The organism is Rhodococcus sp. A14 (assembly GCF_011603105.1).
Taxonomy (GTDB): Bacteria; Actinomycetota; Actinomycetes; order Mycobacteriales; family Mycobacteriaceae; genus Rhodococcus_F; species Rhodococcus_F opacus.
In genome coordinates this window covers 25492-46192 of record NZ_JAAOQS010000065.1, presented here as the reverse complement: position 1 = coordinate 46192, position 20701 = coordinate 25492, and the positions used below count along the sequence as shown (strand labels likewise).

Annotated in this window: 18 protein-coding genes and 1 pseudogene; 8 read left to right on the top strand and 11 right to left on the bottom strand. The window is 67.1% G+C overall.

Annotated features, from left to right (window positions below):
• The first annotated feature begins 60 nt into the window (after window positions 1–60).
• Entirely contained in the window at window positions 61–480 is a 420-nt protein-coding gene (locus G9373_RS28450; protein WP_005261688.1) for a hypothetical protein, read from the top strand.
• 117 nt (window positions 481–597) lie between these two features.
• Here G9373_RS28450 and G9373_RS46760 read toward each other — a convergent pair.
• The 5 genes and pseudogenes from G9373_RS46760 to G9373_RS28420 all read right to left on the bottom strand — a co-directional run.
• Window positions 598–777: pseudogene (locus tag G9373_RS46760) on the bottom strand (Hsp20/alpha crystallin family protein); the annotation flags it as partial.
• Window positions 744–2141, bottom strand: a complete 1398-nt coding sequence (locus G9373_RS28440) for an alpha/beta family hydrolase (RefSeq protein ID WP_240960781.1) — start codon at window positions 2139–2141, stop codon at window positions 744–746. The pseudogene G9373_RS46760 and the gene G9373_RS28440, both read right to left, overlap by 34 nt.
• A gap of 124 nt (window positions 2142–2265) precedes the next feature.
• Window positions 2266–3810, bottom strand: coding sequence for an FAD-dependent monooxygenase (locus G9373_RS28435; protein ID WP_167117881.1), 1545 nt, complete (start codon window positions 3808–3810; stop codon window positions 2266–2268).
• The gene (locus tag G9373_RS46755; protein WP_240960777.1) at window positions 3807–4934 is read right to left on the bottom strand and encodes a GyrI-like domain-containing protein; all 1128 of its coding nucleotides are present in this window, start codon (window positions 4932–4934) and stop codon (window positions 3807–3809) included. The genes G9373_RS28435 and G9373_RS46755 overlap by 4 nt, the downstream gene beginning before the upstream one ends.
• 436 nt (window positions 4935–5370) lie before the next feature.
• On the bottom strand, window positions 5371–7419 hold the full coding sequence (locus tag G9373_RS28420) for an erythromycin esterase family protein (RefSeq protein WP_167117879.1): 2049 nt from the start codon (window positions 7417–7419) through the stop codon (window positions 5371–5373).
• Window positions 7420–7828: 409 nt separating this feature from the next.
• Between G9373_RS28420 and G9373_RS28415 the strand changes: the two genes are divergently transcribed.
• Together G9373_RS28415 and G9373_RS28410 are read left to right on the top strand one after the other, a co-directional pair.
• Window positions 7829–8728, top strand: a complete 900-nt coding sequence (locus G9373_RS28415; RefSeq protein ID WP_082359685.1) for a universal stress protein — start codon at window positions 7829–7831, stop codon at window positions 8726–8728.
• Window positions 8729–8766: 38 nt separating this feature from the next.
• The gene (locus G9373_RS28410) at window positions 8767–9774 is read left to right on the top strand and encodes a potassium channel protein (protein ID WP_167117877.1); all 1008 of its coding nucleotides are present in this window, start codon (window positions 8767–8769) and stop codon (window positions 9772–9774) included.
• A gap of 15 nt (window positions 9775–9789) precedes the next feature.
• On the opposite strand, the gene G9373_RS28405 is transcribed toward G9373_RS28410, so the two are convergent.
• From G9373_RS28405 to G9373_RS28395, 3 genes are all read right to left on the bottom strand, one after another.
• On the bottom strand, window positions 9790–10032 hold the full coding sequence (locus tag G9373_RS28405; protein WP_054245559.1) for a PLDc N-terminal domain-containing protein: 243 nt from the start codon (window positions 10030–10032) through the stop codon (window positions 9790–9792).
• Window positions 10033–10106: 74 nt separating this feature from the next.
• Window positions 10107–10649 carry a flavodoxin domain-containing protein gene (locus G9373_RS28400; RefSeq protein WP_005563455.1) on the bottom strand — a complete coding sequence of 181 codons (543 nt, stop codon included), beginning with the start codon at window positions 10647–10649 and terminating at the stop codon, window positions 10107–10109.
• Window positions 10646–12142, bottom strand: coding sequence for a DUF4389 domain-containing protein (locus G9373_RS28395; protein WP_064080116.1), 1497 nt, complete (start codon window positions 12140–12142; stop codon window positions 10646–10648). The genes G9373_RS28400 and G9373_RS28395 overlap by 4 nt, the downstream gene beginning before the upstream one ends.
• Before the next feature lie 188 nt (window positions 12143–12330).
• On the opposite strand from G9373_RS28395, the gene G9373_RS28390 reads away from it, so the two are divergent.
• On the top strand, window positions 12331–13260 hold the full coding sequence (locus G9373_RS28390) for an ABC transporter ATP-binding protein (RefSeq protein ID WP_005563458.1): 930 nt from the start codon (window positions 12331–12333) through the stop codon (window positions 13258–13260).
• Complete coding sequence (locus G9373_RS28385; RefSeq protein ID WP_064080117.1) at window positions 13257–14900, top strand: hypothetical protein; 1644 nt, start codon at window positions 13257–13259, stop codon at window positions 14898–14900. Before G9373_RS28390 ends, G9373_RS28385 begins: the two co-directional genes overlap by 4 nt.
• Window positions 14901–14939: 39 nt before the next feature.
• Here G9373_RS28385 and G9373_RS28380 read toward each other — a convergent pair whose 3' ends face one another.
• A complete protein-coding gene (locus G9373_RS28380) occupies window positions 14940–15479 on the bottom strand; it encodes a TetR family transcriptional regulator (RefSeq protein ID WP_005572908.1) in 540 nt (179 codons plus the stop codon).
• A 53-nt stretch (window positions 15480–15532) separates the two neighbouring features.
• On the opposite strand from G9373_RS28380, the gene G9373_RS28375 reads away from it, so the two are divergent.
• Window positions 15533–16498 carry an alpha/beta hydrolase gene (locus G9373_RS28375; RefSeq protein ID WP_167117874.1) on the top strand — a complete coding sequence of 322 codons (966 nt, stop codon included), beginning with the start codon at window positions 15533–15535 and terminating at the stop codon, window positions 16496–16498.
• On the opposite strand, the gene G9373_RS28370 is transcribed toward G9373_RS28375, so the two are convergent.
• Window positions 16474–17220 carry a response regulator transcription factor gene (locus G9373_RS28370; protein WP_005257175.1) on the bottom strand — a complete coding sequence of 249 codons (747 nt, stop codon included), beginning with the start codon at window positions 17218–17220 and terminating at the stop codon, window positions 16474–16476. The two genes, G9373_RS28375 and G9373_RS28370, sit on opposite strands and share 25 nt — an antisense overlap.
• A 159-nt stretch (window positions 17221–17379) precedes the next feature.
• Between G9373_RS28370 and G9373_RS28365 the strand changes: the two genes are divergently transcribed.
• On the top strand, window positions 17380–18228 hold the full coding sequence (locus tag G9373_RS28365; RefSeq protein WP_167117872.1) for an alpha/beta fold hydrolase: 849 nt from the start codon (window positions 17380–17382) through the stop codon (window positions 18226–18228).
• Here the strand turns inward: G9373_RS28365 and G9373_RS28360 are convergent.
• Window positions 18188–18895 carry a hypothetical protein gene (locus G9373_RS28360; RefSeq protein WP_054245565.1) on the bottom strand — a complete coding sequence of 236 codons (708 nt, stop codon included), beginning with the start codon at window positions 18893–18895 and terminating at the stop codon, window positions 18188–18190. The genes G9373_RS28365 and G9373_RS28360 overlap by 41 nt on opposite strands.
• A gap of 249 nt (window positions 18896–19144) precedes the next feature.
• On the opposite strand from G9373_RS28360, the gene G9373_RS28355 reads away from it, so the two are divergent.
• Window positions 19145–20626: an MFS transporter gene (locus G9373_RS28355; RefSeq protein ID WP_065491151.1), complete on the top strand. Its 1482-nt coding sequence runs from the start codon at window positions 19145–19147 to the stop codon at window positions 20624–20626.
• Window positions 20627–20701 lie beyond the last annotated feature (75 nt).

Genomic DNA, 20701 nt, shown 5'->3' with positions numbered 1-20701 from the left:
GCGCCACGACCCGGGGCGAAACTGGAGGGATCACAAGGATTCTGGAAGAAGGTGGTGCCGATGACCGGACAGGCAGAGACGCACCGATACAGCTTGCTTCACTCCGCGATGGACGAATTGCTGGAGGGAACACGCGCCGTGACCCGCCTCATGGGAACAATGGGAGGCGAGGCGGTCAGCGCAATACCTGAGCCCGTCGCGGTGCCGGTGACCCGAATGCTGGAGTCGCTTCAGCAGTTGGTCGAGCTGGCCCCACCGTTGGTCGCGGAGTTCGACGTCCTGGTCGAGGAACTACACGCCCAGCGGTTGACAGTGCAGGCATTGCAGGCAGAACTGTCGGCTTTCGACCATCAGATGGAACTAATCGAGCAGGCACTGGCGCCCCTGCAGGGCTGGACCCATCAATGGTCCCGTCTGCGTCAATCGCTGATCCGGACACCACACGCGGATGCACCGCAACCCGGCCTGCCGGAGAGCTGAGCACGGCCGATGTTCGGAGCCTGCGGCCGGACGAGCAATTACGTTCAGAGACTGCCCTTTTCGGATGCCTCGGGCTGCGGTTCCTTCGTGCGGAATGCCGGGAAGGTCGGGGCGCACGCCTTCCCTGTGTTGTTCGGTGCGTTCGGCTTTGATCGTCATGTGTCCGTCGCGGACGCCGATGTCGACGTCTGTGGCGGGGTCGACTCCGGGGAGTTCGGCGCGCAGGGTGTAGCGGCCCTTGTCGAGGTGTTCCTCGACGCGGATCATGTGGCCTTCGAGGGAGGTCCAGGGGGGCATTCGGGTTCTATCGTTGCGTACTGCGGCGCCGGGGGTGACAGCGTGGACGGGAGGTGTGTGGTGAACCATTCGCGGGCCAGTACTGCAGCCCGTTCGAGGGTGCCGGGTTCTTCGAACAGGTGGGTGGCACCGGGCACGATCTCGATCCGGCACATGCCCGGGATCACGGCCTGCGCGCGGCGATTGAGGTCGAGGACGGTTTCATCGCGGGAGCCGACGATCAACAGCGTCGGGGTTCGGACCTCGGTCAGACGCTCACCGGCGAGGTCGGCTCGGCCACCGCGGGAGACGATCGCCTTGACATCGACGTGGGAGTCGGTGCCCGCGCGCAGTGCTGCTGCGGCGCCCGTGCTGGCCCCGAAGTAGCCGATCGGCAGACCGACGGTGTCCGATCGTGTCCCGAGCCACCGGGTGGCCGCGACGAGCCGCTCGGCGAGGAGGTCGATGTCGAATACCAGCGTGCGGTCGCCTTCTTCTGCGGCGGTGAGTAGGTCGAACAGGAGGGTGGCAAGTCCGGCCCGGTTCAGGATCTGGGCGACGTAGCGGTTGCGAGGGCTGTGGCGGCTGCTGCCGCTGCCGTGGGCGAACACGACTATCCCGATGGCGTTTTCCGGAACGACGAGGTGCCCGGCAAGCCGGACCCGGCCCACGTCGACCTCGATGTCGTCGTCGCGAATCGGCGGATCGTCACCGGTGTCCGGTGCCGTGGCGGCGGGTTCTCCGAAGCCGCTGCGTGCACGCTGCAATAGTTCGGTCACGTCTTCGTCGGTGGTCTGGGAAAACTCGTAGTATCCCTGTCCGACAGCGGAGAATCCTTTCGGGGTCTGCATGCACACGACCTCGTCGGCGTCCTCGGCGAGGTCGTCGATCCGGCGCGGCGACCCTATCGGGACTGCGATGACGACCCGCGCGGCGCCCTGTGCGCGCGCGACCTGGCACGCGGCCCGCGCGGTCGCACCGGTCGCCACGCCGTCGTCGACGATCAACGCAATCCGTCCCCCCAGCGGGATCCGGCCGAACTTCTCCCGCACTCGTTCAGCGCGGTGACGAAGTTCCGCCAACTGGGTGCGTTCGACGGCGGCGATATCGGTGACGGTCAGACCGACCCGACTGACGACTTCGGTGTTGATCACCCGTACGCCGCCCTCGCCGATCGCGCCGAAGGCCAGTTCGGGCTGGTACGGGACACCGAGCTTGCGGACCACGATCACGTCGAGAGGGGCGTGCAATGCCTTCGCGACCTCGAATGCGACCGGCACACCCCCTCGGGGTAACCCCAGCACCACGACGTCTCGTCCTCGAAACTCGCGCAGGCGTCTGGCCAGGCGTCGTCCCGCATCAGCGCGATCGGCGAATCCCATCAGAACCTCCTCGAGCCGGAACATTCTCAGCCCTGTTCCGAACCTACTTCCGTCCGACCCAGGCATTCCAGGGCCATTGGTCGCCAATCGCGGTCCTCAGCCGGCGCCGACCGGAGATGCCGCAACGTCACGTCGAGCGTGCCGGAGACGCTCCGATCAGTTCCAGCCACTCGGCGGCCCCCCGAGTGTCGGAGCCGCTCCGAAACCCGACGTATCCGTCTGGGCGAACGATCACGATGCCGGTACCCGACCAGCTGCGAATTCGGTGGACCTGTAGCCGTCCGTCAGGCGCCGGCGGCATTCCCCACTGCGTGTCCCGATGTAGGAGCACCTGTACTGCCGGCGTCGCGATCAGGTCGTGCAGACGTTGCCGGCCGCCGTCGACGGTCACCTCCTCGTCCGGGATCCGTTCACCGGCCGGGGCGGCGACGCCGGAATAGCCGGACCCCTCGACCGACAGTGGACCGCGCCGATAGTGCCGGCGAAGCTGGGCGAGCACTCGCACCGCGTGCGCGACGAGCCGACGCCGCCGCAACAGCACCGGGACCAGCGGTGCCCCTGCGGAGGAGAAGGCGCCGCGTAGAAGCGACGGCACCCGACCGCGGCCGGCCTCGGCCCAGAACAGCACGTGGGTCAGCAGCAGCACCTGGTGGGCGGCGGGCCGACGGTCCTCCGCATACGACCGCAACAGGGTGGCGTCGCCACCGGGCCGGAGGTGTGCCGCGAACGCGAGTTTCCACCCCAGGTCGGCAGAGTCCTGGATACCTGTGTTCATGCCCTGGCCGCCCGCCGGGGAGAAGGCATGAGCGGCGTCCCCTGCGAGAAAGACCGGCCCGCATCGATACCGGGACGCGACGCGGTGCTGGACCGGTACCCGCTCCGACCAGGCGATCCGGGTGATGCGGGCATGCACGTCAGCCCTGTCGAGGATCTTCTGCAGGTGGTGTCGGTCGGTCGGGGCCTCCGCGCAGTTCGGGGGTTGGGCGGTGAGCACCCGCCAGCGAGCGGTTTCGCCCAGCGGCAGCAGGAACAGCAGCCCCTCACGGTGGACCGCGACGTGTGCGACGCCGGTCTGGACCTCACCCTCGAGTTCGACGTCGGCGAGGAGAATCTCGTGCGGGTACACCGACCCGTCCCAGGAGATGCCGGCCGTCGCGCGCACCGTGCTGGTGCTGCCGTCACAGCCGACGAGGAACCGGGCCTCGACTTGTCGGCGGATGCCGTGATGCGTCACATCGCAGACGACTCCGCCGACTGCCCGGAAGGACTCGTACTGCGTCTCCCACTCCACCTCGACGCCACGGCCGCGGAGTGCTCGTCGCAGAACGGCTTCCACGTCGCCTTGCCGCACGAGCAGGAAATTCGGGAATGCGGTGTCCGGCAGCCGTATTTCACCCACGTGGACGGGCACACAGCGCCGACGCAGGTGGAGGTGCACCTGCGGGTTGGAGTCTCCGAGCGCGAGGAGTTCATCGGTCACACCGTGCGGCCGCAGTACTTCGAGGGTCCGGGACTGGACGAGGAAAGCCCGCGAGAATCGGGGTGCGTCGGGTCTGCGGTCGACGATGCGCACGTGTGCGCCGTGATCGTGAGCGATCAGCGCCGCGGCGAGTCCGGTCGGGCCTGCGCCGACGACGAGCACGTCGAGAGGCTGCCCGTCCGGCGCGGTCATCTCGGTTTCGTCTCCGTCCGGACGAGCCGCCACCACGCCGTGTCAGGCTGCGCGGTGTCCTCTCCTGACTCGGCGCGTTCGAGAACGTCGTCGCGAAGACGACCGGGCAAGATGCAGTATCGGATCGAAGACCGATGGCTCACCAGCGCGAGAGGCCACCACAACACCCGGACGTACTCCTCGGCGGAGCGTGCGCCGTCCCACTGGTAGAAACCGCGGTACCGGTCCTCTTCGTCCGCGGTGAGCCACAGCTTCGACACGAATCCGGGGAACCCCGCGAACAATGCTGTGTTGAGCAGGCTTTCGGCCCTGAACAGCGGGTGACCCCAGCCGTGGACACCGCGCAGTCGGAAGGAGACGACGAGGACCGCCGGATCGGGTGGAGACTCACCGCGCATGACGGTCTCGCGGTAGACGACTCCGGTGGTGCCGTCAGCGAAGGTCATTCTCCGGCCCCTGTGCCGTTTCGGTTGGTGAAGGCGGCGGAGGGCGAGGAGGTTCGCCGTACGCGCGGCACACCGGAACAATCGCGGCGCCGCAACCCGCAAGGGCACCGGTCGTGGTTCGGCGTCACGGATGGAGTGCTCTGCACCAGGATTGGAGACTGTCGTCGTCTCGTCCTCGCGCGCGACGGCCTCGCCGCCTCGCCCCTGATCCCGGTTCACGGCGGGGCGCCGAATGCAGGGCATGAACACCTCGGTGCGGGGCGCGGCGACTCCGGGCCCGTCCAGGTAGGACTCCCACGGGTCTCCGGACGGGACGTAGCCGTGCGCGGTGATCCAGTGTGTGGCGGCTGCGTACGCTGCGCCGACTCCCTTGTAGTCCCCGATATGGAGAGTGGTGGCGGCGCGACCCGCCGGTTGCGACGTCGGCTCGACTCGACCGCGGGCGGCGATGCCGCCGCTGAGGGGGAATCCGGCCTCGACGTCCCACTGCCCGTCCTCCGCCTGGCGGTACCGCGCGAACGGGGCACCGGTGACGTACCGGCCCTGCCGTTCTGCGACAGTGACCACCTCACCGAAAGCTGGCCCGAGAAAGTCCTCGATGTGGTCCAGACGGAGGCGGTCCCGCACCACGGCGGCCGGGTGCGCCTCGATCTCGACGAGTTCGACCTGGTATCCCATACGTCTACCCTCGCCGCTGCACGCGGGGCGGCGCGAGGGCCGAAGGTCCCCGACGGCGGACCCGGGTCGGATGGTGGGTCCGATCGTGCCAACCTTGAGCTACCGGGGCGGGTGCCACAAGTCGATGTCTAGTGGCCCCTCGGTAAAAGACCAAGTCCTCTCGGCCGGCCCGCGTACACCGGGTTCGATGGAACATAGACACGGGAAGACACCCCACGACCCACCCCGACCAGGAGATACGTGAGGCGCCCGGCTCGGCTGAGGGAGATGGGATCGATGCTGCTGTTGCACCTTCTCGGCGGCTTGACCGATGAGGAAGTCGACCTCGTTGTCGCAGAGGAACTCGAACTCCTCGGATGCCCTGCCTGACAGACCAGCTCACGGGCTCGCCCCGTTCGCACCGCACGGCCTACACATGGACGACCGGGACCGGTTGCTAGAACGCCGAGGGATAGGTCTCCGGTGTTTCGCCTTCAACCCAGAGACTTGTGCGTTCGAGGGGCTCGACCGCCCTGGTCGTGTCGATATGGATTACCGCATCGAACTGATCCGAGATCCGGGTGTGGAAGTAGTGACTCTGCCGCTCGGTCTCGGGTCGGTAGATCACCCCTATCGCCCGCTGCAGTCTCGCAGCCCGCAGTGTCCTCGCGGCAGCGTTCCCCTCGTCTGTGCGCACGAGGAAGGACGGCTCTCCGAGTTCGTGGAAGAGTTCCTCGACGCTACCGGGCAACGCCGGGCGCACTTCCTTGCGTTCGGCCGGTCCACCCCACTGACTCGCCGCGGTGACCGAGCCCTCGAACGTGGTGAACCCGATCAGCCGACAGGCGTCGGGATACGCTTCCCGCACCAGTTGCCCCACGGTCACTTCGCCGTGGGTTCCGGCCTCGGTTGCGCGCGCGTCGCCGGCGTGCGAGTTGTGTGCCCACACCACTATCCGAGATGCTCTGCCCGAGTGTCGGTCGAGGTGCGAGACGAGGGCTGCCAGTGTCTGAACCATATGACGATCCCGTAGGTTCCACGAGGACACGCGGCCACTGAACATCGTTCGGTAGTAGCCCTCGGCATCGCACACACTCACCGCGTTGCGTTCGGCGTAGAACTGCTCGTCCTCGGCGGTCATTCCGTCGCGCCGAACATACTCGAGGGAATGGCGTTGCAGCTCGACGAGTTGTTCGACAACCTGCTGCTCGCACGACTCCCCTGCACCGAATGCCGCTGCGTAGCCATATGATTGGCCGTCGTCGCCACTGAGGTGATCGAAGCAGGAGTAGCGGTCACGCGCACGCCGAGCGGCCGCGGGGTCCACCCGATCGAGGTATTCCACGACCTCACGCATCGATCTGTGCAGGCTGTACAGATCGAGACCGTAGAACCCCGTGAGGGTTCGTCCTTGCGCCCTCGAGCGGTCGTTGTGTTCCTTCAACCATCCGACGAAGTCCAGTACCGGGGCATTCCGCCACATCCAGGACGGGAACCGCTCGAACCCACGGAGAGCTTCTTCGGCGGTCGTGTCGTGACCACCACCGCGCACGTAGCGGTTGACGCGGTAGGCGTCCGGCCAGTCGGCCTCCGCAGCAATCGCCGAGAATCCCTTGTCCTCGACTAGCCGTTTGGTGATTTCCGCGCGCGCCGCATAGAACTCGTGAGTGCCGTGCGAGCTTTCGCCGATCACCACGATCCGGGCGTCACCCACCAGATCGAGAAGCACGTTGAGCGAGGGGACACCGTCCGGGGCATCGAGCGCCGCGATACGTACAGCTGTTGCTGCCGAACCGAATTCGAGCGCCTTCGCATCACGAGCTGTCCCAGCGGAAGTGGGCGTGCGCAGGAGCGTCAGGACCTCGCTGTCGGTGACCTGTGCGAAGTTCCAGAACGACTCGCCGACTGCGTGGAAGGGAAACGGCATCGTTGCGCACACCACGTCGTCGACCATGGCGCCGAGGTCGCGGCAGGTGGACTCCGGTGCGGCGGGCACCGCCACCACGATCTGGGCAGGTTCCTGTCGGCGCAGTGAGTCGACGGCAGCGAACATACTCGCGCCGGTGGCGAGGCCGTCGTCGACGAGGATGACGATCTTGTCGGCGACGTCGGGAGGCGGTCGGTTCTCTCGGTAGACGGCTTCCCGTCGCAGCAGTTCCCGGCCCTCGCGATCGAGCTCCCGGCGGATCTGTTCCGGCGAGATTCGCAGGTCTCGTATCAAGTCGTCGTTGACCACCACGGTTCCGCCGCTGGCCAGTGCGCCCATCGCGAACTCCGCGTGGCCCGGCACACCGAGCTTACGCACGACGAAGGCGTCGAGGGGGGCACCCAACGAGGCTGCCACCTCCCACGCCACGGGGATGCCTCCCCGCGCCAGCCCGAGCACGGTGACCTTCGGGTTGCCGCGAAAGCCTTCGAGGAGTCCTGCCAGGACCCGTCCGGCCTCCCGTCGGTCTTGAAAGACTTGCTCCGGCCGCTCCGCCGGCGTCGCTGTGGTCGCGCTCATGTCACCCTGCTTCCCAGTGTCCGGACGCGTGTGTATTCCGTGCCCCAGTTCGATCCTTGCGGCGTCGATCCGGGAGGGAACAGGGCCGAAGTGCCTCTCTCCGCGAACGACCACCACCCTTGACGAAATGCCCCAACTAGTGACCGTCGGCCCTACTGCCATGCCGCCCAGCCGCCTTCGATGTAGACGTACCCCTTCGTCGACGTCGGAGCCGTCATGCCTGCCGTGATCATTCTCGCCGTAGTCGTTTCACGCGGGCTTCTCCTTGCCCTTTCCATGCGTGTCGTGACTCAGTACGAGCGAGGTGTTCATTTCCGACTCGGCTGCGGATCGTGACGATGCCGATCCAGTCTCAGATTGCCCAGACCACGCTTTCGCCCCGAGCCGATCCAGAGAAACGGAAAATGGAATGAGTGACGCCGCCCATCATCCTCGTCACATCGTTGTCGGGATCGACGGTTCGCGCGGTGCGCTGAACGCCGCCGCGTGGGCGGCGGAAGTTGCTGCCCTTCATCGTGTTCCGTTGCGGCTGCTCTTCGTGCACGATCCCTCCGAAGGTGGGCGACGGGGCGAGGCACACCACGGGGAGCACGAGCGACAGCGAGCCCAGGACGCGCACATGCACCTCACCGAGGCCGCAGAAGTCGCCCGCCACGTCGCCGCCTCCGGACCCACGCGGCCCGGGACCACCGAAATCAGAATGGAGATGCGGGCGGGAACGTCCTTCACAGCACTCCTCGAGGCCGCGGACGCGGCCGAACTGCTGGTGCTCGGCGCCAGGAGCGACTCGTCCTCCGCACCCGCGTCGCTCGTGACGACCGCGGCGCTGATCGCACGCTCCGCCTGTCCAGTTGCGGTGGTCAGGCCTGGGTTTCGCCGCACCGGTGGGTCGATTGTGACAGGAGTACGGTCGGACGGCGAACCGGACGTCCTGCACTATGCATTTCGGCACGCACAACTGAGCGGGACCGTGCTGCGCGCTGTGCACTCCGTCGCGACCGGACCGAATTCGTCGATACCGGACCTCACCGCAGGTTCGGACGAGGCGCGAGATCGTCTCGATGCATGGTTGGCGCCGGAGAGGGGCCGCTTCCCCGAGGTCGTCGTGGACCCGATCACCACGGAGGCGCCGGCGGATGAAGTGTTGGTCCGCTACTCGTCGTCGGCCGAGTTGCTGATCGTCGGACGCGGTGTCCCCGCTGCACCGCGCGGAATGCTCGGCCGCACGGCCACGGGCGTCCTCATGCACGCGACGTGCCCGGTCATCTTTGCCGGTCCGCACCGCCGCCTTCGGTACGCAGGCAAGTGACCGTGGCACCCCACGACGGGCAGGCCGGGAGGACCGTGATGAGTCCCCTCCTGAGGATCGGCCGCGCACTGGGGGCCTTCGGGTTCGTCGTCGTTGCAGGCACGCTCGGGTATGTCGTCCTGGGCTTCGGCATTCTGGATGCGCTGTACCAAACCGTGACGACGATCAGCACGGTCGGGTTTCGTGAAGTCCACCCACTCGGTGCGGTGGGCCAGATCTTCACGATCCTGCTCATACTTGCGGGTGCCGGTACGGCTCTGTACACCTTCGGGGTAATCCTCGAAGCACTCATCGAGGGACATCTACGTCAGCACATGGAGCGTCGACGAATGGACAGACACATCAGCCGGATGACCGGGCACGCGATCATCTGTGGTTTCGGCCGGGTCGGACGGGCCGGAGCGCAGTACCTGGCCACGCTCGGGATGCCGGTCGTCGTCGTCGATCGAGATCCGGAGCGCCTCGGCGACCTCGACGTCCCGACAGTAGTCGGGGATGTCACTGACGACGAGGTTCTCGAAGCGGCGGGAATCGGCCGTGCCCACGCTCTGATCACGGCGCTCGACACCGACGCGGACAATGTCTACGTCACCCTCTCGAGCCGCGCGTTGCGGCCGGACCTGATCATCATCGCCCGCGCCCGCAACGACGGTTCGACATCCAAGCTGATTCGGGCGGGAGCAAACCGCGTCGTCAACCCTCAGCTCATCGGGGGGCGCCGGATGGGTGCCTTCGCGCTCCAGCCACACGTCGCCGAGTTCCTGGACGTCGTGATGCACGACGAGACACTGGACTACCGGATCGAGGAGGTCGAGGTCTCGGCTGGTTCGCCGCTGGCCGGGCGGACCCTGGCGGAAGCGGACCTCGCGGCGGCCACCGGCTCGCTGTTGATGGCGTTGCGGTCACCGACGGGGCAGTTCATTGCCAATCCCCCGCTGGAGCGACGTCTGGACCCGGGCACCATTGTCATTGCACTCGGAACGGCGCCGCAGCTCGATGCGCTCCGCCGCGAGGTCAAGCAGAGCGAGGGAATCGGCTCACCCTGAACGGTTTCCGGCCCTTCATCGTGCCTCCTCCGGGGTGCGGCGAGCCCACCGGAAATACGCAATGGGTCCGATGAAGTTCACCGCGATCACGGCAGCCCAAATGGTTCGGCTCCCCCTGATCTCGCGGGGATCACGCTTCGCCAGATCCGCCCAGGCCGCCACGGCCAGCCCCAATTGCACCGCCGCCGCCACGACCAGCGCGGCGCGCTGCGGCGTTGTCAGACTCGCCCACGTCACACGCCTCTTCACTGGACTCATCGATGCTCCTCCGATCTCACCTCCACCGGCCCGGCACCGCGAGAGCAATGCCTCCGCGGCGCCGACCACTGGATCTAGGTCCGTCTTTCCGTGTCCCGGGTCGATTCGGCGGCGATGGTGCCTGCCCACGCGCACACGTCCGACCAGTCCCGGGCGTCGCCGTAGTGCCCACCCATGAGCCTGAAGACGACTCGCCCGAATCCTGGCCAATCACCCGGGGCGATCGCCCCGGCGAAGAATCGGTGGTCGCGCACGTCGGCCGCATCCCGCAGCAACTGCACCGCTCGAGGCTCCGGTGTCATGCGACGAAGAAGACGCGCCAGCCGCTTGGACAGGGTCGTGCTGGTGACGCCCACCGACGACACCGAGAACGCCCATACTCGCTTCCCCTCGAATTGCGACCGCAGGCGCTCGACCGCGTCGGAGGCGTCGGCGAGCCACTGCCCGTCATGGATCGCGCTTCCGAGAACGATCACGTCGTAGGAGTGCACGTGTGACACGTCCGCGGCCACCCGCACATCGACTTCCTGCCCGAAACCTTCGATACACGACCCGAGTCTCTCGGCTATCCCGCGGGTCGAGCCCTTCGCTGTCGCGTACGCCACCAGTACTTTCATGGGCGCGGCCTTTCCGGAGAGGTGTCGGCACCGGAATCGTCTCCGCCCGAGTGAGGCCTGGGCTCATCCGGCTCGAACGGTCCCTGATCGAGGCGGAACGGTGGGTACTCGTCCCGCATCAGGGTCGCGTAGGCCGCGACGCGAAACGCCCAGCGGTTGATGCCCATCACGAAGTCGAAAAGACCGTGTGGGTACCGTCCGGTGAAGAGAAGCGCAATTGCCGAGAAGGTCACCACGAGACCGAGCAGAGAACCGAAGAGCCACGTCTGCCCGTAGTGCGCACCGTCGGCGGCGAACGCTCCGGCACGCCAGCTCCCGAACCACCCTCCCGCGAGTAGCGACAGGATCAGGTAGTGCGGGATCGCCAACAGCCACCACTTCACGAGCACCAGTCCGCGGGACAGCCGCACGGGATAATCGACGTCGAAGTCCGCCGGATAGTCGGTACGTTTCAGGGTGAAGGGTGGGTAGCGGTCCGTCGCCAGGGCCGAGTAGGTATAGAACTGCACGCGCCACCACCACCGGAGAACGCCGACGCCGAAGTCGAAGAGGGCCCGCGGATACCGCGCCGTGAACAGGATCACGAATCCGGACACCAGGGTGGTGACGACGAACGCGACCCCGAGGAAGAAGAGCACGAAGTAGTGCGGGATCGCCAGTAACCACTTCACCAGCCACAGCCATCGCGACAGTGGCTCGTCGAGTTCACCCACGAGACGAGTGGGATAGACGGTCCATGGAACCTGGGGGTGGGTGACGTCGCCGGCGAACGTGTCGCCGGCTGCGTCCCGTCCGACGGGATGCGGTTGCGGCGGACCGTGCCGACCCAGACCGATCGCTCCTGCCACGATCAACGGGATTCCGATGATCAGAAAGACGACTGCACCGATCAGGACACTCAGAGCGAGCGGTCCGAGGAAGGCGAGGCGTGCCCCGGCCTGAATGTCGGCGGACACCCCGGGGGCGGCGTCGGCATTCATCACGACAGCCGTCCAGGCACCCTGCTGCAGCTCCCAGCGCACTTCTTGTGTGCCGGGACCCGCTGAAGAGGTCGACCAGAACGACTGCGCCCCTGGTGCTTCCGCGGGCCGGGTTCCAGGAATCTGCCGATAGGTCGGTCGGAACGGATCGAAGTGCACGTCTGTCACCTCGGTGCGAGCAACGTCGGTGAAGTACTTGTCGACCTCGTCACGAGGGCCGATCCCGATGAAGATCTCCTGGCTGGGATCGGTGGCGGTGGCTCGCAGCAGTACCCGGCCGAGGTCCTCGGTGCTGAACCCTTCCGGCAAGTCGGCGCCCTCGAAGAGATCGACCTTCTCCGATACCAGGGCACTTTCACTCGTCTCGAAGTGCTCACGCGGCGAGGTGAAGTGCCCCCCGTCGCGTTGCATGAAGTAGGCCCACCCCAGAAACACCGCGGCAGTGAGCAGCGCGAACCCGGTCAGGGCGCTCAGACAGCCCAAGACGAGAACAGCCACTCTGCCGGTTCGCACAGGAAATTCCTCCCGGTCCGTGTCCCCGAAGTCTCAGTGTGGGTCCTGGCTCCATCGGCGCGTCAGGGTCATTGGTCACCACCTCGCCCGACCGGTCGCGCGTGGTTGCGGCAACGAAAGAACGCGGACGAAAGGCCCTAGTACACCGGCCGGTGGATCAGCGACAGTTGAGCAGGACAGGAGCCGACATGCACCACGTCATAGAAGTGCACAGTCTTCACAAATACTTCGGTCACGTTCACGCACTGGACGGGTTGGATCTCACCGTCGACACCGGCGAGATCCACGGCTTCCTCGGGCCGAACGGTTCCGGAAAATCCACCACCATCCGTGTACTGCTCGGGATCCTGCGTGCCACGTCGGGTCAGGCCCGGATGCTCGGTCGCGATCCGTGGTCCGATGCAGTCGCGCTGCACCGTGAAGTGGCCTACGTGCCCGGCGACGTCACACTGTGGCCGTCCTTGTCCGGTGGCGAAACGATCGACCTGCTGGCACGATTGCGCGGCGGACTCGACGAACAACGCCGCGGAGAACTCATCGATCGGTTCGATCTGGATCCGCGCAAGAAGGCGCGGAGCTACTCCAAAGGTAACCGGCAGAAGGTAGCCCTGGTGTCGGCCCTCTCGTCGCACGCCAGGGTTCTGCTCCTCGACGAACCCACCTCCGGTCTGGACCCATTGATGGAGCAAGTCTTCCGCGAGTGCGCCCGCGAAGCGGTCGACCGCGGCGCCACCATCCTGTTGTCGAGCCACATCCTCTCCGAGGTCGAGGCGCTCTGCCATCGGGTGACGATCATCCGTGAAGGCAAGACAGTCGACAGCGGCGCCGTCGACTCGATGCGTCACCTCAGCCGCACTTCGATCACCGCCGAACTGCTCGGCGACCCGGGCGACCTGCACCACATCCCCGGCGTCGCGGATATCGTGATCAACGGCAGCACGCTGCATTGTCAGGTCGACAGCGGAGGTCTCGGCCAGCTGATCCGGGTGCTCGGGGACACGGGCGTCCGAAGCCTGGTCAGCACGCCGCCCACGTTGGAGGAGTTGTTCCTGCGGCACTATCGGGTGGGTGGCGCCCCGGACGAGCCGACAGCCGGCAGGGTGAAGGAGCGGACATGACCACCGCGTCCGTGACCGGCCCCCGCGACGCTGCCGGGGTGCGCGCGGGTCTCACTGCGGACTTCGCCGGCACACTGCACCTTCTTCGACTCTGCCTGCGCCGCGACAGGGTCGTGCTTCCGTTGTGGACCGTGATCATCGGCGTACTGATGCCGATCACCTATGCCGGCAGCATCAAATCGGTCTACCCGACGCCTACCGATCTGGCGAAGTTTGCGGCGGCGACCGCCGCCAGTCCCGCCCAGATCGCCATGTACGGACCCATATTCAACCCCAGTCCCGGGGCGGTGGCGATCTGGAAAGCCGGGGCGCTGTACACCGTGATCGCCGTCGCGGTGATCCTGACCGTGATCCGGCACACCCGGGCCGAGGAGGAATCCGGTCGCGCCGAGCTGATCGATTCGACCGCGGTCGGCCGATACTCCGGACTGACCGCCGCGATCGTCGTTGCCGCGGGTGCGTCGATCGTGACGGGAACCGCATTCGCCGTCGTGTTGAGCATGTTCGACCTGCCGCCGGCCGGCTCGATCGGCTACGGAGCCGCCCTGGCCGCAAGCGGTCTCGTGTTCACCGGCGTAGCCGCCGTCGCCGCGCAGTTGACCACCTCCGCCCGCACGGCGCGCGGCGTCGCGCTGGGCGCACTCGGAGTGTTCTTTGCGCTCCGCGCCGTCGGTGATGCCGGTTCCGGGGCATTGTCGTGGTGGTCGCCGCAGGGCTGGTCGTTGCAGCTGCGCCCGTTCGCCGAGGAGCGGTGGTGGGTTCTCCTGCTGCATGTGGCAGCGACCGCGGCGTCGACCGCCGGCGCCTACGTGCTGCTTCGCCGCCGCGACGTCGGTGGCGGACTCATCGCGGAACGCCCCGGCGGCGAGACCGCCGGGCCGGCTCTCGCGGGGCCCATCGGTCTGGCGTGGCGGATGCACCGCGGGACACTGCTCGCGTGGACCGTCGCCCTGCTCCTGTACGGACTGTTGTTCGGCAGTGCCGCCCACGGACTCGGCAACCAACTCGGCGACAGCCGGACGATCAACGACTTCCTTGCCCGCCTCGGCGGAAATGCAACCGTGGAGGACGTCTTCGTCGCCTTCGCGCTCACCATGCTGGGCATCGCCGCGTCGGCATACGCGATTTCCGCCGCCCTCCGGCTCCATTACGAGGAAACCGCGCAACGCGGCGAGCCGGTGATCGCGGGCGCGGTCGGCCGCGTTCGGTGGGCACTGAGCCACCTGCTGTTCGCGGTGCTCGGCCCAGCCGTCGCCATCGTCGTCGCCGGGGTCGCCGTCGGAGTGACGTACGGCGCGTCCGTCGGGGACATCTCGGACAAGCTCCCCGCGACGGTCGCCGGCGCACTGGTTCAACTTCCCGCGATCTGGATAGCGGCCGGAGTAGCCGTGGCACTGTTCGGACTGCTGCCCCGCCTCGCGCCCGCCGCATGGGCCGTCTATGTAGCGTTCATCCTGATCTTCACGGTCGGCTCCCTCGCCGGCCTCCCGGCCTGGGTCCTCGACCTGGAACCATTCGGTCACCTTCCGAAACTTCCTGGTGGGGCGTTCGACCCGGCACCGATCGTGTGGGAATCGGTCATCGCGGCCGCACTCGTCACAGTCGGATTGATCGGCTTCCGCCGACGCGACCTGAGGTGACCGATCTCGGTAGCGACTCTCGGCGGCGAACGCGGGACGTCAGTTCAGCGCAGCCCGCACCACCAGTGTGAACGTCGGCCGCGGATCCGTGGTGTCCCATCGGGCGATGCGATGCAGAATCATCCCCTCTGCGCAGGCCATGACCGCGGTGGCGGCGGTCTGCGGATCCCGTGCTCCCAGCCGGTGGAATGCCGAGACGGCCGACGCCTCCATGGCTGTGCGTCCGCGCGCCAGCGCTTCCCGGAGAGCGGGGTCGTGGCTGGCCTCCAGGAACAGGACCAGCCGGGCGGCGGTGACGGTTCGGTTGGTGACGGTCGTGTAGTCGATCAGACGGCAGAGCGCGTCGACGAGGTCGTCTGCGGATGTCGGTGCCAGCACGCCGACTTCGGACATCTCGCGTTCCACGATCGCGTCGACGGTGCCGGTGAGCAGCGCCGCCCGGGTACGGAAGTAGTTGGAGGTGGTTCCCTTCGGGAGGTCGGCGCGTTCGTCGACCCGGGCGTGGGTGAGCGATCGCAGACCCTCGGTTCCGACCAGGTCGATCGCTGCGTCGAGCGCTCTCGTTCTCGTTGGCGTCACACCGCTACTATAAACATAGTGACTTGGCACTATGATCGTAGTAACGTGAGGTCATGAGACACGCGGCCCGCGAAAACGACAGACTTTCCGGCCCGAACGGCGAGCCGGACAACACCTTTCCTGCATTGGACGGTGTCCGGCACCGCTACCTCCGACTCCCCGGCCTGCGCATGCACGTGGCCGAGGCCGGTCACGGCGAACCGGTGGTGCTGCTCCACGGCTTCCCCCAGCACTGGTGGGAGTGGCGCGGGATACTCCCGGGGCTGGCCGCGCACTACCGGGTGATCTGCCCGGATCTTCGCGGCGCCGGCTGGACCGACGCCCCGCCCACCGGATACGACCGCGAGCAGTTGCTCGCCGACGTCATGGCGCTCCTGGACGCGCTCGAACTCGACCGGGTCTGCCTGATCGCGCACGACTGGGGCGCACTGCTCGGATACGAGCTGTGCCTGAGCGCGCCCCACCGTGTCCGGAAGTACGTGAGCCTCGGTGTCCCTCACCCGTTCGTGCGGTTCGACCCACGGCTGCTGCTGACGATCGCCCGGCACGGCTGGTTCCAACCCGTGATCGCCGCACCGTTCTTCGGTCCACGCCTGCTCGGCCGGGGACATCAACGGCTGACCTACCACCTGCTGCGGGGTTTCACCACGAACCCGAACGCCTGGTCGGAGCGGGACATCGAACTGTTCGCCGAACGGCTGCGCGGACCGGCCCGCGCCGACGCGGCGTCCGCTCTCTACCGCTGCTTCATCATGCGCGAGGCCGCGCGGATCATGACCGGCACGTACAGGCACTGCCGGCTCAGCACCCCCACCCGGGCGCTCATCGGCGCCGAAGACCCCATCGTGCGCCCGGAGTTCCTCGGCGGATTCGAGGAGCACACCGCCGACTTCGGTGTCGAGTTCGTCGACGGCGCCTCACACTTCCTCGTCGACGAGACGCCGGATGTCGTGCTCGAACGGGCGCTCGAATTCTTCGCGCAGCCGGGTCCGTGTCACGAGGCGGCGACAGGCACCTGACGGACGGAGTCGATGCTCCCCGGACGTTCGACCTCGCCGAGCGCGAATCCCACGCCGCGCACGGTGTGGACGACGTACGGCGATCCGACGGCCACCAGCTTCCGCCGCAGCGAGCAGACATAGGCATTGAGGACGTTCGTCTTCGATTCGACCGTCACACCCCACACCATGAGCATGAGGTCGCGGCGGGTGACGACTCGGCCGACATTCTGCGCGAGCACGGTGAAGAGGACGAATTCCGTCCTGGTCAGGGTGGTGCGCAGCCCGTCGTGGTCGGGTTCGTGAGGCTCCTCGCACAGGCAGACGTCCTGCGCGCCGGCAGGTGCCTGTGCGGACACGTCGGGCTTCACCCGGCGGAGGATCGCGCGGAGCCGTGCGACGAGTTCGTCCGCCCCGACCGGCATCTCCATCACGTCGTCGGCGCCGGCCTCGAGGAGGTCACTGCGGCGGTTGCCGGAACGGAAGGTGCCGATCACCACGATGGCGAGCGCGAATCGCATCGCTTTCAACGCCCGCACCGTTGTGTCGGCGTCGAGGTGCGGCGATCGCGCGTCGACGATGACCACGTCGGGAGGTTCGATCCGCGATCGCACCGGTTCCGCGTACGTCCTCGTGACGAAGAATCCCCCATCCCGGAGGCGGTCGACGAGAGATGTCTCGACGTCGGCGTCGATCAGCAGAACACGCGGACGAGCGATGGCCGGGCTCGACACAGAGTTCATGCGGGTTCCTCCTGTTTTTCGAGCCTTGCGTTGGGGTGCCAGCTAGATCAACCGGGGGCTGAGATCAAGTTCCCACGCCGCAGTTGATGACGATATCGAGCGAAACTCCCCTATCGTTACCGAAGAGGCCGCAGCATCACCCGATCGGGAGGTCGTTGTATGTCCCAACTCCAGCACCTCGCACTGCACGGGGACGCAGTTGCATACCGGATGGGCGGTGAGGGCGAGGCACTGCTGCTCGTCCACGGGATGGCGGGAAGTTCTGCGACGTGGCGTGCGATTCTTCCGCAGTTGGCGCAGCGGTACCGGGTCCTGGCGCCGGACCTGCCCGGCCACGGTGATTCCGCGAAGCCTCGCGGCGACTACTCGCTGGGCGCGTTCGCCGCCTGGCTGCGCGACCTCCTGCACGAATTGGACATCGAACGCGTGACCGTGATCGGTCAATCCCTCGGCGGCGGGGTGGCGATGCAGTTCAGCTACCAGCATCCCGAGCTGTGTGACCGACTGGTCCTCATCGGCAGCGGCGGACTGGGACCGGACGTGAACTGGACCCTGCGGTTGCTGGCGGCGCCGGGGTCCGAGTTTCTCCTGCCGTTGGTCTCGCCCCCGGTGGTTCGTGACGCCGGCAACAAGGTCCGTGGCTGGCTTTCGGCGGTCGGGATCCACTCGGTACGCGGCGACGAGATGTGGAACGCCTACTCGTCACTGTCCGATTCGGCCACCCGGCAGGCGTTTCTGCGGACGCTCCGCGCAGTCGTCGACCATCGGGGGCAGGCGGTGAGCGCGCTGAGCCGCCTGTACCTGAACGAGGGTCTCCCGACGCAACTGATCTGGGGCGATTCGGACGGCATCATCCCGGTCGCGCACGGATATGCGGCGCACGAGGCGATTCCCGGGAGCCGGCTCGCCGTCCTCGACGGGGTCGGGCACTATCCCCACCTCGAGGATCCCGCCGCGGTGGTCGAGATCATCGACGACTTCGTCTCCACGACGCCGGCGCGGACCTGAGCGATCGGTCGGCGACCGCGCTCGCGCGGCGTCCGGTGACCAGAATGTAGACGCTGACCAGCAGCACCCACGCAGGGAATGCCAATGTCGTCCACAGGCTGAAGTCGACGATCACCAGCAGAGCCAGAGCCAGCAAATACGTGGTCACGACGAGCCATCGCGGCACCAGGCCGGTCCGCAGCCAGATCGTCCCCAGCGAGATCATAAACACCGCGGCCATACGCAGCGCGTAGACGTGGTTGATCTGCAGCATGATCTCGCGGCCGAAGTAGACGATCTCGTTCGCGGAGCTGCCCGAGTGGCGGGCAATGGCGAGTACGCCGCCCGCCACCCCCATCGAGACGAAACCCATCGCGAGAAACAGCAATCCGCTGCCGAGGAACACCGTCGCGAAGAATCGGTCCTCGAGGTCACCGAGCCGGTCGCGGATGACGCCGATGAACCAGAGGAACGCGATCCCCGCGAACGGAGCAAGCAGCAGGGCCGCCTTGATCCGCGTCTCGCCGCTCCCCACCCAGGGGGTTTCGTCGAACGGGTCCGCCGGCAGCGCGGTCCGCAGCAGAACGAGGCTGGTTGCGAACAGCACGGCGAAGACGATCCCCGCGACGGCCGCCGAGCGTGGCGTTCTCAGCCGGTGGAACTCCTTCTCGCGCTGTGTTTCGGCCATGAGTCGATCCTCGCTCGAGTGGGGACCGGGAATCACCGATTCGCGTCAACCGGCGAACACGCACTCCGGTCGGTTTCCCGCTGGGCGGAACGCCGCATGGCGTGCCGCATCCCCGAGAACTGTGATGTCAATTACACATTCACGTGACTTCGACCACCGAATGTGACCACCCACCCCTACCGCCCGGCTCGGGCCGCCGCTGTGCCGCGGCACCGCCCCGAGTCCCGGGCAGGTATTCGAAAGGACCCGATGATGGTCACCCATGCGACCACCGAGCGATGGACGCCCCGCCTGATCTTCTCGCTCGCCTCGATCGTGTTGCTTCTGGAGATGCTCGCGGTCAGCTACATGATGATCTCGATCGCATTGCCGCAGATCGTCACCCACTACGGGACGACCCAGGGCGCGTGGTTGCTCACGTCGTTCCTGCTGGTGGGAGCGATCACCTGCCCGCTGATCGGCAAGCTCGCCGACACGCACGGCAAGCGCAAGCTCCTGCTGACGGCCGTGGGCCTGTCGGCGCTCGGGTCGCTGATCTCGGCGATAGCACCGACGTACGCAGTGCTGATCGCCGGCCGCGCACTCACCGGTCTGCTCGTGCCCTGCCTGTTCCTGAGCTACTCGCTCATCCGTGACGTCTTCCCCGCCCGGACGGTGGCGTTGGCGGTCAGCATCGCCACGAGCGGCATGGGACTCATCGCAATCCCCGCGCCGTTCTTCACCGGCTGGTTGATCGACAATTTCGGCTTCCGGAGCATCTTCTGGTTCTTCGTGGCCGGCCTGGTGATCCTCAGCGTCCTGATCCGGGCGACGACCGGGGAGTCGCCCGTGCGCCTTCGCTCCCGCATCGACCTGATCGGTGCGGCGCTCCTCGGCGCCGGACTCGCCGGCATCCTCGTCGGGGTGAGCTTCGGGCCCTCGTGGGGCTGGACGTCGGGGTCGACGATCGGATTCATCGCCGGCGGTGTGGCCCTGCTGGTGGCGTGGATCGTGTCCGCACGCCTGCTCGCGGACCCGCTGATCGACATCCGGTTCTTCGGTAAGCGGCCGGTGTTCCTGACGGCGCTCGGCGCGGGCTTCTGCTACGGCACGTCCTCGGTGTTCACGATCATGCTCCCGATGATGTGCATGACCCCGGCGATCCTGGGTCTCGGTTACGGATTCGGCATCAGCGCAGAGGGATTCGCGATCTTCCAGGCACCGTTGGGTGGCGCCGTGGTAATCGGCGGACTCATCGTCGGAACCCTGGTTCCCCGGAACGTCCGCCCCCGGGTCCTGATGGTCGTGGGCATGCTCGTGATGGCCGCCGCCTGCCTGCTCACGGCGATGATCCACGACGACAAGGCACTCCTGATCGGATTCGCCGCACTCCTCGGCGTGGGAATGGGCATGGGGTACGCCTCCATCCCGAACCTGCTCATCGCCGCGGTGCCGCCGCAATTGCAGGCGACGACGGCGAGCATGGTGGCGGTGTTCCAGAGCATCCTGCCCGCCATCCTTCCGGTGATCGCCTTCTCGGTGTTGAACTCGCACATCGCGACCGTCATGCAGGGGGCGGTCTTCTACACGGACACCGGCATCACGATCGCGTTCGTGATCGGCGCGATCTCCGCACTACTGGGCGCGATCGTGGCCTTCGCGTTGCCCCGCCGGATTTCGCAGCTGAGCGCACCCGGTTCGGGGTCAGCGGCCGCCGCCGACACGGACGGGGCCGTCGTCCTCGCCCACTGAGCCGCCGGTCACGCACCGTCGTCGCCGCGGCTCCGCGAGGGGCGCGGCGACGATCAGCAGGCGCCCCTGCTTCGT

Excerpts from the sequence above, each read along its gene's own strand:
- G9373_RS28450 (WP_005261688.1), top strand. The coding sequence starts at position 61 with ATGACCGGACAGGCAGAGACGCACCGATACAGCTTGCTTCACTCCGCG.
- G9373_RS28435 (WP_167117881.1), bottom strand. The coding sequence starts at position 3,810 with ATGACCGCGCCGGACGGGCAGCCTCTCGACGTGCTCGTCGTCGGCGCA.
- G9373_RS46755 (WP_240960777.1), bottom strand. The coding sequence starts at position 4,934 with ATGGGATACCAGGTCGAACTCGTCGAGATCGAGGCGCACCCGGCCGCC.
- G9373_RS28420 (WP_167117879.1), bottom strand. The coding sequence starts at position 7,419 with ATGAGCGCGACCACAGCGACGCCGGCGGAGCGGCCGGAGCAAGTCTTT.
- G9373_RS28415 (WP_082359685.1), top strand. The coding sequence starts at position 7,829 with ATGAGTGACGCCGCCCATCATCCTCGTCACATCGTTGTCGGGATCGAC.
- G9373_RS28410 (WP_167117877.1), top strand. The coding sequence starts at position 8,767 with ATGAGTCCCCTCCTGAGGATCGGCCGCGCACTGGGGGCCTTCGGGTTC.
- G9373_RS28405 (WP_054245559.1), bottom strand. The coding sequence starts at position 10,032 with ATGAGTCCAGTGAAGAGGCGTGTGACGTGGGCGAGTCTGACAACGCCG.
- G9373_RS28400 (WP_005563455.1), bottom strand. The coding sequence starts at position 10,649 with ATGAAAGTACTGGTGGCGTACGCGACAGCGAAGGGCTCGACCCGCGGG.
- G9373_RS28390 (WP_005563458.1), top strand. The coding sequence starts at position 12,331 with ATGCACCACGTCATAGAAGTGCACAGTCTTCACAAATACTTCGGTCAC.
- G9373_RS28385 (WP_064080117.1), top strand. The coding sequence starts at position 13,257 with ATGACCACCGCGTCCGTGACCGGCCCCCGCGACGCTGCCGGGGTGCGC.
- G9373_RS28375 (WP_167117874.1), top strand. The coding sequence starts at position 15,533 with ATGAGACACGCGGCCCGCGAAAACGACAGACTTTCCGGCCCGAACGGC.
- G9373_RS28370 (WP_005257175.1), bottom strand. The coding sequence starts at position 17,220 with ATGAACTCTGTGTCGAGCCCGGCCATCGCTCGTCCGCGTGTTCTGCTG.
- G9373_RS28365 (WP_167117872.1), top strand. The coding sequence starts at position 17,380 with ATGTCCCAACTCCAGCACCTCGCACTGCACGGGGACGCAGTTGCATAC.
- G9373_RS28360 (WP_054245565.1), bottom strand. The coding sequence starts at position 18,895 with ATGGCCGAAACACAGCGCGAGAAGGAGTTCCACCGGCTGAGAACGCCA.
- G9373_RS28355 (WP_065491151.1), top strand. The coding sequence starts at position 19,145 with ATGATGGTCACCCATGCGACCACCGAGCGATGGACGCCCCGCCTGATC.